At 73.2% G+C, this 14,331-nt stretch carries 11 protein-coding genes; 5 read left to right on the top strand and 6 right to left on the bottom strand.

Translation table 11 applies throughout. From position 1 onward, the window contains the following. The first annotated feature begins 2 nt into the window (after positions 1-2). From NV263_RS12670 to NV263_RS12690, 5 genes are all read left to right on the top strand, one after another. Positions 3-1,469: a mannitol dehydrogenase family protein gene (locus NV263_RS12670; RefSeq protein ID WP_263253249.1), complete on the top strand. Its 1,467-nt coding sequence runs from the start codon at positions 3-5 to the stop codon at positions 1,467-1,469. A 95-nt stretch (positions 1,470-1,564) separates the two neighbouring features. Then, positions 1,565-2,932 (top strand): MFS transporter, encoded by a 1,368-nt coding sequence (locus tag NV263_RS12675; protein WP_263253250.1) that lies wholly within the window; start codon positions 1,565-1,567, stop codon positions 2,930-2,932. Continuing rightward, on the top strand, positions 2,929-3,963 hold the full coding sequence (locus tag NV263_RS12680; protein ID WP_263253251.1) for an L-idonate 5-dehydrogenase: 1,035 nt from the start codon (positions 2,929-2,931) through the stop codon (positions 3,961-3,963). The genes NV263_RS12675 and NV263_RS12680 overlap by 4 nt, the downstream gene beginning before the upstream one ends. Beyond that, positions 3,960-4,928, top strand: coding sequence for a sugar kinase (locus tag NV263_RS12685; RefSeq protein ID WP_263253253.1), 969 nt, complete (start codon positions 3,960-3,962; stop codon positions 4,926-4,928). The genes NV263_RS12680 and NV263_RS12685 overlap by 4 nt, the downstream gene beginning before the upstream one ends. Next, positions 4,925-5,572, top strand: a complete 648-nt coding sequence (locus NV263_RS12690; protein WP_263253255.1) for a bifunctional 4-hydroxy-2-oxoglutarate aldolase/2-dehydro-3-deoxy-phosphogluconate aldolase — start codon at positions 4,925-4,927, stop codon at positions 5,570-5,572. Before NV263_RS12685 ends, NV263_RS12690 begins: the two co-directional genes overlap by 4 nt. Before the next feature lie 38 nt (positions 5,573-5,610). On the opposite strand, the gene NV263_RS12695 is transcribed toward NV263_RS12690, so the two are convergent. From NV263_RS12695 to NV263_RS12720, 6 genes are all read right to left on the bottom strand, one after another. Then, positions 5,611-5,781, bottom strand: a complete 171-nt coding sequence (locus tag NV263_RS12695; RefSeq protein WP_263253257.1) for a hypothetical protein — start codon at positions 5,779-5,781, stop codon at positions 5,611-5,613. A gap of 27 nt (positions 5,782-5,808) precedes the next feature. After that, entirely contained in the window at positions 5,809-7,689 is a 1,881-nt protein-coding gene (gene glgB, locus NV263_RS12700) for a 1,4-alpha-glucan branching protein GlgB (protein WP_263253258.1), read from the bottom strand. Next, entirely contained in the window at positions 7,679-9,037 is a 1,359-nt protein-coding gene (locus NV263_RS12705; protein ID WP_263253260.1) for a maltokinase N-terminal cap-like domain-containing protein, read from the bottom strand. The genes glgB and NV263_RS12705 overlap by 11 nt, the downstream gene beginning before the upstream one ends. Next, entirely contained in the window at positions 9,034-10,776 is a 1,743-nt protein-coding gene (gene treS / locus NV263_RS12710) for a maltose alpha-D-glucosyltransferase (RefSeq protein WP_263253261.1), read from the bottom strand. The genes NV263_RS12705 and treS overlap by 4 nt, the downstream gene beginning before the upstream one ends. After that, on the bottom strand, positions 10,773-12,719 hold the full coding sequence (locus tag NV263_RS12715; RefSeq protein ID WP_263253262.1) for a maltotransferase domain-containing protein: 1,947 nt from the start codon (positions 12,717-12,719) through the stop codon (positions 10,773-10,775). Before NV263_RS12715 ends, treS begins: the two co-directional genes overlap by 4 nt. A gap of 120 nt (positions 12,720-12,839) precedes the next feature. Next, a complete protein-coding gene (locus NV263_RS12720) occupies positions 12,840-14,294 on the bottom strand; it encodes an MFS transporter (protein ID WP_263253264.1) in 1,455 nt (484 codons plus the stop codon). Between the last annotated feature and the right edge of the window lie 37 nt (positions 14,295-14,331).

Genomic DNA, 14,331 nt, shown 5'->3' on the forward strand with positions numbered 1-14,331 from the left:
CCGTGCACGCCGACCTGCTCGGCCGGGCCGCGCTGGACCGGCTCGCCCCCGACCACCGCCCGCTGGTCGACCCGCGGGAGCTCCGGCCCCGAATCGTCCACTTCGGACTCGGGGCGTTCCACCTGGCCCACCAGGCGCTCTACACCGAAGCCGCGGCGGCCCGCACCGGCGAGCCCTGGGGCATCGCCGCGGTCCGGCCGCGATCGGCCGCGGCCGTGACCGCGCTGCGCGCCCAGGACTGCCTCTACTCGGTGACCGAGCGCGCCGCCACCGGCGACCGGGTCCGGGTCGTCGGCTCGGTGGTCGAGGCGTTGCGGATGCGCGCCGACCGCGCCCGCCTCCGCGAACTCCTCGCCTCGCCCGACGTCACCACCGCGACGCTGACGGTGACGGAGAAGGGGTACGCGCGCCGACCCGACACCGGAGGTCTGGACACCGCCGACGCGGGCGTGGCCGCGGACCTCGCCGCCGCCAGAGCCGGGGAGACCGAGCTCGGCACGGTCGTCGGCGCGCTCGCCTCGGCGCTGGCCGCGCGCTTCCGCGGCTGCGGAGCGCCGATCAACGTGATCTCGTGCGACAACGCCGCCGGCAACGGTCCCGCCCTGGCGGGGGTGGTCGGTGAGTTCGTCCGGGAATCCGGCTGGCCGGACGCCGAAGCGCTGCTGGACTGGCTGTCGACCTCGGTGTCCTTCCCGGCCACGGTCGTCGACCGCATCGTGCCCGCCACCACCGCCGAGCACCGCGACCTCGCCTCGGCCGCGCTCGGCTTCCGCGACGAAGTCGCCGTGTTCGGCGAGCCCTACCGGCAGTGGGTGATCCAGGACGACTTCCGCGCCGCCCGGCCCGCCTGGGAGCTCGACGGCGCCCTCCTGGTCCCCGACGTCCGCCCCCACCAGCTGATGAAGCTGCGGCTGCTCAACGGTTCCCACTCGGCGCTGGCCTACCTGGGACTGGCCGCGGGCTGCGGCACCGTCGCCGACGCGCTGGGCACCGACTGGGGCGAACGGCTGGTGCGCGCGCTGGCCGCCGAGGTCGCCGCGACGCTGCCCGCCGCCGACCTCGACGCGGAGTCCTATGTGGACGACCTGGTCCGCCGCTTCGGGAATCCCGCGATGCACCACCGGTTGCGGCAGATCGGCAGCGACGGCTCGCTGAAACTGCCCGAGCGCTGGCTGGACGCCCTGCGCGAGCTGCGCGGTCGCGGCAGCACCACCGCGGTGCTGGAACTGGCGCTCGCGGCGTGGGCCAACGCCACCAGACCGGGCGCGGACGGCGCCCAGCTCTTCGGCACCACCGACCCGGCGGCCCCGGCGCTCGCCCGGTGCTGGGAGCATGCGGGCACGCCGGAGGAGGCGGTCGTGCGGCTGCTGACCACCATCGGCGCCGCCGACCTCGCCGAACACGAAGACCTGGTGGCCGCGGTGACCGGACACCTCCCCGCGCTGCGCGCGGGCCGCATCGAACTCTGAACGCCGGGGAAGACGGCTGCTGAGGCCCAGCGCAGGCACCGCCGGGCGGAAGAGTTCACCGACCAGAAACCACGCGTGGAGCAAAGGAGCACACGATGACGGAGAGCACGCGGTCGCCGGGCGTCGTCAGACGCACGACGCGCGAGCTGAGCAAGGCGGCTGTGTCCGGCTGGCTCGGTACCGCGATGGAGTTCATGGACTTCCAGCTGTACTCGCTGGCCACCGCCATCGTGTTCGACCGGATCTTCTTCCCCGACGTCAGCCCCGCCATCGGGTTGATCGCGGCGATGGCCACCTACGGCGTCGGCTACCTGGCGCGGCTCGTCGGCGCCGTCTACTTCGGACGGATGGGCGACCGGATCGGCCGCCGGAAGGTGCTGTACCTCACCATCGCGATCATGGGCGCCTCCACCACCCTCATCGGCGCGTTGCCGCCCTACCAGACGATCGGCATCGCCGCGCCCGTGCTGCTCGTGGTGCTGCGCCTGGTCCAGGGTTTCGGAGCCGGCGCCGAGATCGCCGGAGCGACCGTGCTGCTGGTCGAGTACGCACCGGCCCGGCGGCGCGGGTTCATCTCCTCGCTGGCCGCGCTCGGCACCAACTCCGGCACCCTGGCCGCCTCCGGGCTGTGGGCGCTGCTGCTCGCCGTCCTGTCCGAACAGCAGGTGCTCGCCTGGGGCTGGCGCCTGCCGTTCCTGCTGAGCTTCGTCATGCTGCTGTTCGGCCTGTGGCTGCGCACCAACCTGCGGGAGAGCCCGGTGTTCGAGGAACGGCCGGACGTCGTGGACGGCGTCGCGCTGTCCCGCGAGCAGATCCAACGGGCCCCGCAGCGCGGCGCGCTGGAGGCCGGGCTGCGCCAGCGCAAGGGGCGGGCCTTCCTGCTGGCCCTGGGGCTGCGCTTCGGGCAGGCGGGCAACTCCGGGCTGATCCAGACGTTCCTCGTCGGCTACCTCGCCACGACCCTGCTGGTCGACCGGTCCGTGCCCACCGCGGCGATCGTCTACGGCTCGGTGCTCGGCTTCGCCACGATCCCGTTCGTCGGCCTGCTCGGCGACCGCTTCGGCCGCCGACCCGTCTACCTCGCGCTCAGCCTGCTGACGGCGGTGCTGGCCGTGCCCGTGATGGCCGCGCTCGCCAGCCGCAGCACCCCGGCGATCACCCTCGCCGTGGTCGTCGTCCTCAACATCGGCGTCCTCGGGCTGTTCTCGGTGGAGAGCGCCACCATGGCCGAGCTGTTCGGCGCACGCACCCGCTTCACCCAACTCGCCGTGGCCAAGGAGATCGGCGGCACGCTGGCCACCGCCGTCGGACCCGTGCTGGCCGCGACGCTGACCGCGGCGACGCACCACTGGTGGCCCGTCGCCGCGATGCTCATCGCCTACTCGCTCATCACCGCCGCGGCCGCCTGGTTCTCGCCCGAGACGCGCGGACGCGACCTGGTACGACTGGAGGACGCCGGATGAAAGCGGTTGTCGTGCACGGACCCGACGACGTGCGGATCGACGACGTGCCCGATCCGACCCCCGGGCGCGGCGAAGTCGTCGTGGCGATGGAATGGGGCGGGATCTGCGGCTCCGACCTCGCCTACTGGCGGCACGGCGCCTCGGGCACCGCGGTGCTGGAACAGCCGCTGGTGCTCGGGCACGAGGTCTCCGGACGCGTCGCGCGGGTGGGACCGGGCGTGACCGGCGTCGAGATCGGCGCGCCGGTGACGATCCACCCCGCCGAACCGGAGGGACCGCTGCCCGACCGGCTCGCCGGGCGCACCAACCTGCACCCCCGGGTCCGGTACTTCGGCTCGGCGGCCCTGCGCCCGCACACCGACGGCGGTTTCAGCGAGTTCCGGGCCGTGCGGGCCGACCAGCTGCGGCCCCTGCCCGAGGGGGTCAGCACCCGGCAGGGCGCGCTGGCCGAACCGCTCGGGGTCGCGCTGCACGCGGTCGACCGGGCCGGTGACGTGTCCGGACGCGCCGTCCTGGTCAACGGGGCCGGACCCATCGGGGCGCTGATCGTGGCCGCGGCGAAGTTCCGCGGCGCCGCCACCGTGATCGCCGCCGACGTCGCCGGTCCCGCGCTGCGGATCGCCGAGCGCCTCGGCGCGGACGAGGTGCGCCACCTGGCCTCCGGCGAGGGCCTGCCCGAGGACGTGGAGCTGGTGTTCGAGGCGTCGGGCGCGCCGGGCGCGCTCGGACCGGTGCTGCGCGCGACCGCGCGCGGCGGCACGGTCGTGCAGGTCGGCAACCTGCCCGGCGAACCGGCTCCGGCGGCGCTCGGCGACCTGGTGACCAGGGAGATCACCTGGCTCGGTTCGTACCGGTTCGTCGACGAGATCACCGACGCCGTCGCCGCCCTGCGCGCCGGGCTGGACGTCGACCCGCTGGTCACCCACACCTTCGACCTGGACCGGGCCGCCGAGGCGCTGGCGGTGGCCGCGGACCGCACGAGCGGCAGCGGCAAGGTGCTGCTGCGGCTGGACCGGGACGGGCGGCGATGACGGGTTCGGTCGTGACGCTGGGGGAGACGATGGCGTTGCTGAGCACGCCGCCGTGGGGACGCGTCACCGGCGGGTCCGCGCTGCCCGTCGGGATCGGGGGAGCGGAGTCCAACGTGGCGATCGGGTTGGCCAGGCTCGGCGTGCCGTGCACCTGGATCAGCCGGGTCGGCGACGACGCGCTGGGCGATCTCGTGGTCCGCGAGGTCCGCGCCGAGGGGGTGCGCGTGCTCGCCCGCCGCGACCCCGAGGCACCGACCGGGATCATGCTCAAGGAGCTGCGCGGCGGTGCGCCCCGGCGCGTCCGGTACTACCGGCGCGGCAGCGCGGCCTCGCTGCTGTCCACATCGGACATCGACGAGCGGGTCGTCGGTGCGGCCGCCGTCGTGCACCTGACCGGCATCACCCCGGCGCTCGGGCCCGGACCGCGCGAGGCCATCGACCGCGTCGTCGAACTCGCCCGCTCCGCAGGCGCGCTGGTGTCGTTCGACGTGAACCACCGCGCCGCGCTGTGGTCGCCCGCGCAGGCGTCGCCGGTGCTGGCCCGTCTCGCGGCCGCGGCCGACGTCGTGTTCGCCGGTCCGGAGGAAGCCGCTCTGCTGCTGGGCCGGGAACCGGTCGACGAGCCGGGGTTCGATCTCGGCGAGGAACTGGCCCGCGCGGTGGCCCGGACCGGCCCGCGCACCGTCGTGGTCAAACTCGGCGCGCTCGGCTCGCTCGCGTTCGACGGCGGTCGGGTTCACCGCGCCGCGGCGGTGCCGGTGACCGCCGTCGACCCGGTGGGCGCCGGGGACGCCTTCGTGGCGGGTTACCTGAGCGGTGCGGTGGCGGGTGCGGCCGCGCCGGAGTGCCTGCGGCTCGGCAACGCGGCCGGTGCGGCGGTGTGCGCGGTGCCCGGCGACTGGGAGGGGTTCCCGACCCGGGAGGAACTGGACGCGGCGCCCGGCCGCGCGGAGGTGGTCCGGTGAACGCGGCGGAACTGCTCGCGCGCTGCCCGGTCGTGCCGGTCGTGGTCCTCGACGACGTGGCCCAGGCCGTGCCGCTGGGCCGGGCGCTGCTGGCCGGCGGCATCGACGTCGTCGAGGTCACCCTGCGCACCGCGGCGGGACTCGACGGGATCCGCGCCCTGTCGGCCCTGCCGGGGCTGGTCGTCGGCGCCGGATCGGTGCTGCTGCCCGACCAGGTGGACCGGGTGGTGGCGGCGGGAGCGCGGTTCGTGGTGAGCCCGGGCGTCTCGCGCGCGGTGCTGGCCCGCGCCGCCGAGCACGGCGTGCCCGCGCTGCCCGGCGTCGCGACGGCCACCGACCTCATGGCCGCGACCGAGCTGGGCCTCACCGACGTCAAGTTCTTCCCGGCGGGTCTGCTCGGCGGCCCGGACGCGATCCGGGCGCTGGCGGCACCGTTCGGCGGCGTCTCGTTCCTGCCCTCCGGCGGGGTGAGCCCGGAAACCATGGCCGACTACCTGGCGCTGCCCGAGGTCCCGGCGGTGAGCGGCAGCTGGATGGCCGCCCCCGCACTGCTCCGCGACGCCCGGTGGGACGCGGTCACCGAGCGCTCGGCGACCGCGATCGCCACCGCCCGCGGCCGCCCCGAGCGGCCCGCACCGCGGTAGTCCGCTGTGGACGGACGAGGTGCGGGCCGCTGCCGGAGCTACCGGACTTCCCGGGTCGTCGCGCCCACCTCCGCGGCCGGGCATCCGGGAGGCGACGTGCTGCCGAACCCGGCGGTGCCGAGGAGGTAACCGACGACGAAGGCGGTCACGATCGACACGAAGATCGGTTTGAACGGGAACTGCATCTCGTAGCGGAACTTCGGGGACAACCTCGTTCACCTCCACGGGAAGGTCGGTCACACGGGCTCGTCGGGGACGAGCCAGACGACGCCGCAGCGCGGCAGGCGGATCGCGGCCGAGGCCGGGCGGCCCTGCCAGGGCAGGTCCACGGCCTCGACCGCGCCGGGGTTGGTCGCGCCGTCACCGCCGAAGCTCCGGGCGTCGGTGTTGAGCACCTCGCGCCAGCGCCCGGAGCGGGGCAGGCCGACGCGGTAGTGCTCCAGCACGTCCGGGCCGGAGTTGACCACGCAGGCCAGCACGGACCCGTCGGAGCCCCACCGCAGGAAGGACAGCACCCCGCTGGCGGGGTCGCGGTCGTCGATCCACTCGAAACCGGCCGGGACGAGGTCCTGGGTGTGCAGGGCGGGCAGCCTCCGGTAGTGGGCGTTGAGCTCGGCGGTCAGCCGCGCGGCGCCCGCGTGCAGCGGGTCGGCGAGCAGGTCGCGGTCCAGCGAGCGTTCGTGCGACCACTCCCGCACCTGGCCGAACTCGCCGCCCATGAACAGCAGCTTCTTGCCGGGGTAGGCCCAGGTGAACGCCAGCAGCGAGCGCAGGCAGGCGGCTTTGTCCCGGTCCGAGCCCGGCATGCGCCCCCACAGCGATCCCTTGCCGTGCACCACTTCGTCGTGCGACAGGGCCAGCACGAAGCGCTCGCTGAAGGCGTAGGACACCGAGTCGACCAGCTCCCGGGAGTGGGCGCGGCGTTGCGGCAGGTCGCGGCCCCAGTGCGACAACGTGTCGTGCATCCAGCCCATGTTCCACTTCAGGTCGAAGCCGAGACCGCCGTCGGCGCTGGTCACACCCGGCCACGCGGTCGCCTCCTCGGCGATGACGAGGACTCCGGGGTGGTTGCGGTGCACCGCCTCGTTGAGCTCGCGCAGGAACCGCACCGCGTCGAGGTTCTCGCGACCACCGTGCTCGTTGGGCAGCCACTGCCCGTCCTGGCGCGCGTAGTCCAGGTAGAGCATGGACGTCACGGCGTCCACGCGGAGTCCGTCGGCGTGGAACTCCTCGATCCAGTGCAGCGCGCTCGCGAGCAGGAAGTTGCGCACCTCCGGGCGGCCGAAGTCGAACGTGAGCGTGCCCCACTCCGGGTGGTCGGCCCGGCGCGGGTCGGGGTGTTCGTACAGCGGTGTCCCGTCGAACCGCGCCAGGGCCCACTCGTCGCGCGGGAAGTGCCCGGGAACCCAGTCGAGCAGCACGCCGACGCCGCGGCCGTGCAGGTGGTCGACGAGGTAGCGCAGGTCGTCCGGCGAGCCGAGCCACGGCGTCGGCGCGAAGTACGAGGTGACCTGGTAGCCCCACGACCCGCCGAACGGGTGGGCGGTGACCGGCAGCAGTTCGACGTGGGTGAACCCGGCGTCGGTGACGTGGTCGGCCAGCCGGTGCGCCAGTTCCCGGAAGTCCAGGCCCTGCGACCAGGAACCGGCGTGCACCTCGTACACGCTGATCGGTTCGCGCTGCCACGCGGCCCGCGCGCGGCGGGCGATCCAGTCGGCGTCGTGCCAGGTGTGCTCGGAGGTGAACACCACCGAGGAGTTGTCCGGTGGCGGTTGGACCGCGAACGCCACCGGGTCCGCCTTGGTCCGCCAGCGGCCGTCCGCCCCGAGGACGTCGAAGCGGTAGCGGGCGCCGTCGGCAACGCCGGGTACGAACACCTCCCACACCCCGGAACCGGCCAGCCGCCGCAGCGGGCACGCCGCGCCCCGGGTGAAGTCGCCGCGGACCTGGACCTGCCGCGCGTTCGGCGCCCACACCGCGAACGACACCCCGGTGGTCGGATCGTCGGGCGCCCCGCCGCGGCGGTGCGCCCCCAGCACCGTCCACAGCCGTTCGTGCCTGCCTTCGCCGATCAGGTGCAGGTCGAGCTCGCCCGGTCCGGACGTCTCAACGGACATGGCGCGCCTCCAGCAGCCGCAGCACCCCGGACAGCGGGATGGTTGTCCACGATGGACGGTGGCGGGCGTCGTAGGCGACCTCGTACAGCGCCTTGCCCAGGACGAAGGCGTCCAACACCGCGCGGTCCGCGCGGCGACCGCTGGTGGACTCGTACCCGGCCAGGAAGGCGCGCTTGGCGGTCTCCGCCCAGGCGCGGGCGCGCCGCACCGCCGTGGTGCCCGGGTCGTCGGCGGACGCGGTGGTGTGGTCCGCCGCGTAGTCGTACGACCGGAGCATCCCGGCCACGTCCCGCCACGGGGAGGCGTGCCGGACGCGGGCGGACAGCGGGCGGTCCGGTTCGCCTTCGAAGTCGAGCACCACCCACCCGCGCTCCGAGCGCAACACCTGGCCGAGGTGCAGGTCACCGTGCACGCGCTGCGCGAGCGGCCGGTCGTGCCCGACCGCCAGCGAGTCCACCAGTTCTTGCAGGGCCGCCGCGTGCGGGGCGAGCACCGGGGCCGAGTCCACCGCGAGTTCCACAGCGGACTTCAGTTCGCACGTGATGCTCGCGGGGTCGAGGGAGGAGGTCCCGAACACCTCCGCCAGGTCGCGGTGCACGGCCGCCACGGCCTCGCCGAGCGCTCGGGCCGATTCCGCGACGTCCGCAGTGGACTCCCCGGCCAGGTGTCCGGCGAGCGACCGCAGGGCGGCGTCCCAGCCGCTCGTCGTGCCCGGCACGAATTCCTGGAGCGTGAGCAGCGAGGTGGGCAGGCCGTCGAGGCGGCCATGCACGGCGCCGAGGAAGCGCGGCACGTGTGGGTTCCGCGCCCGCTCCAGCGCCCGGTGCAGCTCCACGTCCGGGTTCACGCCGGGTTGCAGGCGGCGGAACACCTTCAGCACCATCCGCTCGTCGATCACCACCGAGCTGTTGGACTGCTCGCCGGAGATCGGCCGGACGTGGACCTCCGACAGCTCGGGAATCCCGCCGACGGAGCGGAATTCCAGGTCGTCGACGTCGCGCCCGGAGTCCATTGTGGACAGCAGGACGGCGACCAGTTCGGCGTCGGCGAGCGCGTCGTACACCGCGTGCCCGCCGACCTCGGCGAACACCGCGCGGCGCAGCTCCGGCGAGACCGTCCGCCGCAGCCCCAGCAGCACCTGGTAGTGCTGCGCTCCGCCGTCGGTGAAGGACGCTTCCAGCACGAGCAGCAGCGCCAGCGGACCGCCAGCGGGACGCCGGTCGACGAGCTCGGTCGCCCGCCGGATCCGCACGTCGCGCATCTCGCGGCCGTTCGCGGCGAACCAGCCGCGCTGCGGGAGCCAGCCGGTGAGCGCGGTGCGCAGCTCGTCCATTCCCGGGTAAGTCACGGAGTCTCCTCAGCGGGTCGGAGCGTGAACCAGTAGAAGCCGTGACCGGGCACGCTCAGCTGGTACGGCGCCTCGCCGATGTCCGGGAAGCGGGTGCCGCCGGTGACCTCCTCGACGGCGCACCCGGCCCGGTCCCGCAGGTCGAGTTCGATCGGCTGCGGCGCGGCCGAGAGGTTGTTCACGCAGAGCATGACGTCCTCGGAACCGTCCGGCGCGGTGCTGCGGCGCAAGTACGCCAGCACCGCGGTGTTGGACAGCTCGATCTCGCGGAAGTCGCCCAGCCCGAAGGCGGGGTGGCGTTTGCGGATCCGCAGCATCCGGCGCGTCCAGTGCAGCAGCGAGGCGCTGTCGCGCCGCTGGGCCTCGACGTTCACCCGGTGGTACCCGAAGACCGGGCCCATCACCGGCGGCAGGTACATCCGTTCCGGATCGGCGCGGGAGAAACCGGCGTTGCGGTCCGGGCTCCACTGCATGGGCGTGCGCACCGCGTCCCGGTCCTGCAACCAGATGTTGTCGCCCATGCCGATCTCGTCGCCGTAGTACAGGAACGGCGAGCCGGGCAGGCTCAGCAGCAGCGCCGTCACCAGTTCCAGCTGGTTCGGGTCGTTGTCCAGCAGCGGCGCCAGCCGGCGGCGGATGCCGATGTTGGCCTTCATCCGGGGTTCGGGCGCGTACTCGCGGTACATGTACGCGCGTTCGGACTCGGTGACCATCTCCAGGGTGAGTTCGTCGTGGTTGCGCAGGAAGATGCCCCACTGGGCGCCGGACGGGATCTCCGGCGTGGCGCGGAGGATCTCCGAGATCGGGGTGCGCGAGCCCTGCCGCAGCGCCATGAAAAGGCGTGGCATCAACGGGAAGTTGAACGCCATGTGGACCTCGTCGCCGCCCGTGGACGGGTCGCCGAAGTAGTCCACGACCTCGGCGGGCCACTGGTTCGCCTCGGCCAGCAGCACGCGGTCGTGGTACTCGTCGTCGACGATCTTGCGGCACCGCTTGAGGAACTCGTGCGTCTCCGGCAGGTTCTCCCCGTTCGTGCCCTCCCGCTCGTACAGGTAGGGCACGGCGTCCATGCGGAACCCGTCGATGCCCAGGTCCAGCCAGAACCGCAGCACGTCCAGCACGGCGTCCTGCACGGCCGGGTTGTCGAAGTTCAGGTCCGGTTGGTGGGAGAAGAACCGGTGCCAGTAGTACTGGCCGCGCACCGGGTCGTAGGTCCAGTTCGACGTCTCGGTGTCGACGAAGATGATCCGCGCGTCCGGGTATCCGGTGTCGTCGTCGCGCCAGACGTAGAAGTCGCCGTACGGACCGTCCGGATTGGTCCGCGACTCGACGAACCACGGGTGCGTGTCCGAGGTGTGGTTGAGCACCAGGTCCGTGATCACCCGGATGTCCCGGCGGTGCGCTTCGTCCAGCAAGTGGACGAAGTCGTCCACGGTGCCGAACTCCGGCAGCACCCGGCGGTAGTCGCGGATGTCGTAGCCGCCGTCGCGCAGCGGGGAGTCGTAGAACGGCGGCAGCCACAGGCAGTCCACACCCAGCCATTCCAGGTAGTCCAGCCGGTCGGCCAGCCCGCGCAGGTCGCCGACCCCGTCGTCGTTGTCGTCGGCGAAGGCCCGCACCAGGACTTCGTAGAACACGGCGGTTTTGAACCACTCCGGCCGCTCGGTGGCCGGGCGGGCCCGGCCGAACCGGGCGGAGTCGGGCTCCACGATGCGGCCCCACGCGATGTGCTCGGTCATTGCTCGTCCCCCAAGGTCACGATGTGCGCCACCGCGTCGCGCGGGTCCAGGCGCACGTAGTTCTCCGCCTGCCACACCCAGCTCTGCCCGCTCACCTCGTCGAACGCGGTGAACCGCCCTTCGCGGCCCAGCGCGCGCAGGTCGAGCGACAGGGTGGCTTCGCGCGCCCGGTGCGGATCGAGGTTCACCACGCAGACCACGGTGTCGCCGGTCGCCGGGTCGGTCTTCGAGTAGGCGAGGAGGTGGTCGTCGTCGACGTGGTGGAACCGCAGCGTGCGCAGCTGCCGCAGCGCCGGGTGGCGGCGGCGGATGTCGTTGAGCCGGCGGATCCAGGGCTGCAGCCCGGGAACGGTGAAGTCCCGCGGTCGCAGCTGGTACTTCTCGGAGTCGCGGTACTCCTCGCTGCCGGGGTGCAGCGGCTCCGACTCGTAGAGCTCGTACCCGGAGTACATCCCCCAGGACGGCGAGAGCGTGGCGGCCAGCGCGGCGCGCAGCGCGAACATCGCGGGACCGCCGTGCTGCAACGACTCGTGCAGGATGTCCGGTGTGTTCACGTACAGGTTCGGGCGGAACTCGTCGGCGTGCTCGACCAGTTCGCGGCCGAACTCGGTCAGCTCCTCCTTCGAGGTGCGCCAGGTGAAGTAGGTGTAGCTCTGGGTGAAACCGAGCCGGGCCAGCCCGTACATCGGCGCCCGGCGGGTGAACGCCTCGGCGAGGAACAGCAGGTCGGGGTGGTGTTCCTTGGCCGTCCAGATCAGCCGGTGCCAGAAGTCCGGCGGTTTCGTGTGCGGATTGTCCACCCGGAAGATGCGCACCCCGTGCTCCGCCCAGTGCAGCACGACGCGCAGCACCTCGGCGAACAACGCCTCCGGGGCGTTGTCGAAGTTCAGCGGGTAGATGTCCTGGTACTGCTTGGGCGGGTTCTCGGCGTGCGCGATCGTCCCGTCCGGACGCGCGGTGAACCACTCCGGGTGCTCCCGGACCCACGGGTGGTCGGGGGCGCACTGCAACGCGAGGTCGAGCGCGACCTCCAGGCCCAGTTCGCGGGCGCGGGCCACGAACGCGTCGAAGTCGTCGATGGTGCCCAGTCCGGGGTGGACCGCGTCGTGCCCGCCCGCGGCCGAGCCGATCGCCCACGGCGACCCGACGTCACCGGGCGCCGCGGTGGCGGAGTTGTTCCGGCCCTTGCGGTGGACCTCGCCGATCGGGTGGATCGGTGGCAGGTACACCACGTCGAAACCCAGGTCCGCGATGCGCTCCAGTTCGGCGGTGGCGGTGGCGAACGTGCCGTGCACCGGCTCGCCCGTCTCGTCGACGCCGCCGGTCGACCGCGGGAAGAACTCGTACCAGGAGCCGTGCAGCGCGCGCCGCCGGTCCACCCAGATCCGGCGCTGCGGGCCCGCGGTCACCAGCTCCCGCAACGGTTTTTCGGTCATGAGGCGCTCGACCGGTTCGGAGACGGCTACCGCGAGCCGGTCGAGCGGTGCCAGGTCGGTGGCGCGCAGCCGGGCCGCGGCCAGCGCCAGCACTTCCCGGTCCGGTCCGCGGTGCGGCAGGCCGGCCGCCCGGTCGAGCAGCCGCGCGCCGATCTCCAGTTCGTTGGCGAGCAGTTCGGTCCACTGGCCGGCCCCGATGCGGGCGTCCACGCGGTGTCGCCAGGTCGTCCAGGGATCGCCCCACGCCTCGATCCGGAAGGTCCACGGCCCGACGAGGTCGGGGACGATCACCGCGGACCAGCGGTCGGTGCCCTCCTCCTCCCACATCCGCTCCCAGCGGGGCCGTTCGTCGGGACCCCACCAGTGCACCGACGCCCCGACCGCCTCGTGCCCCTCCCGCCACACCGTGGCGGCAACGGGGACGTGTTCACCGACGACGGCCTTGCTCGGGTACCGGTCGGCGGCATCTCCGGGAACGACGTCCTCGATGCAGATGCGACCACTCAATTCCGCCTCCTCGGCAATCGGTCTTCGTCCTCGACCGTGCCGGGGTTCTCGGCGGGAGACGAGGAATCCGTTCGCAGAGCGTGGATTCCACGAAAGCGGGGTGTTCGGGGGAACAGCGGATCAGCCGGTCGGCCGCCGCGCTCCGGACGTCAGCACGAACAGCAGCGCCAGGCACGCGCCCGTGGCGACGACGTTGAACGTGAGGCTGGTGGCGAACGCGTGCGCGTGCCCGCCGGAACCGGTGCCGCGCAGCGCGCCGAAGTACAGCATCCCGACGATCGTCACGCCCACGGCTCCACCCACCTGCTGCGCGGTGGACACCACTCCGGAGGCGGTGCCCACGTGGTGCGCGGACACCTGGGCGAGCACGGTGTTCTGCAGCGGTGTCTGGAAAAGCCCCATGCCCGCGCCCTGGAGCACCAGCGCCGGGACGAGCGCCCAGACGGACAACCCGGGCCCGGCGACGGCCGCGACGACCATCCCGGCGGCGAAACCGAGACCGGTCACCGCCGCGCCGATCGGCAGCAGCGCCGTGCCCAGACGCGGGAAGATCCGCGCGGCCAGCAGCGATGCGGACAGGAAGCACACCGCGACCGGTGCGTAGGTGAGCCCGGACTCCAGGGCGCCCAGCCCCATCCCGTCCTGCAACGTCAGCGACAGCACCAGGAACGAGGAGTTCTGCGTGGCGTAGGACAGCAGCACCAGGCACACCCCGACCGCGAACGTGCGCTGGCCGAGCAGCGCCGGGTCCACCAGCGGATCACCGCCGGCGCGCACGGTGGCGCGCTGCGCCCGGACGAACCCGGCGGTCGCGGGGACCACCGCGACCAGGCAGAGCCACGACCAGGCTGGCCAGCCCAGCTGCCGTCCCTGCACCAGCGGGACGATCAGCAGCGTCAGCGCCACCGCCAGCACGACCGCGCCGCGCAGGTCCAGCCGGTGCGAACGCGGCGCCCGGGATTCGGGGACGAATTTGCCCGCGCACCACAGCGACACCAGTCCGATGGGGACGTTGATCAGGAACACCGGCCGCCAGGACAGCCCGGCGAGGTCGGCCTCGACCAGCACCCCGCCGAGAACCTGGCCGATGATGGTCGACGAGCCGATCACGGCTCCCAGCAACCCGAAGGCCCGCGCGCGCCGGTCGGCCGGGACCAGGGCCTGGATCAACGAGAACGACTGCGGGAACATCAGCGCCGAGCCGAACCCCTGCACCAGTCGCATCCCGATCAGCACCCCGCTGGAGGGCGCCAGCCCGCAGCCGGCGGACGCCAGGGTGAACACGACCATGCCGATCCGGAAGATCCGCCGCCTGCCGCAGCGGTCGCCCAACCGCCCGCCGATGACCAGCGTGACCGCGTAGGTCACCTGGTAGCCGGCGAGCACGAACTGCACGACCGCGTCGGAGGCGCGCAGGTCGGCCTGGATGGCCGGAGCGGCGACCAGGACGACGAACACGTCCATGATCGCCATGAACACGCCGGTGTAGGCGGTCGCCAGGGCGGACCAGGGGTACCGGCCGTCGGTGGAGGCGGACGCGCCGGCCGGGGTGGCGGGTATCGATCGCGGGCTCATCGGACTCCCGAACAGCCGGTGGACGTGGGAAGGCGCC

Origin of the sequence: Saccharopolyspora rosea, assembly GCF_025643595.1 — a bacterium.
GTDB classification, from domain to species: domain Bacteria; phylum Actinomycetota; class Actinomycetes; order Mycobacteriales; family Pseudonocardiaceae; genus Saccharopolyspora; species Saccharopolyspora rosea.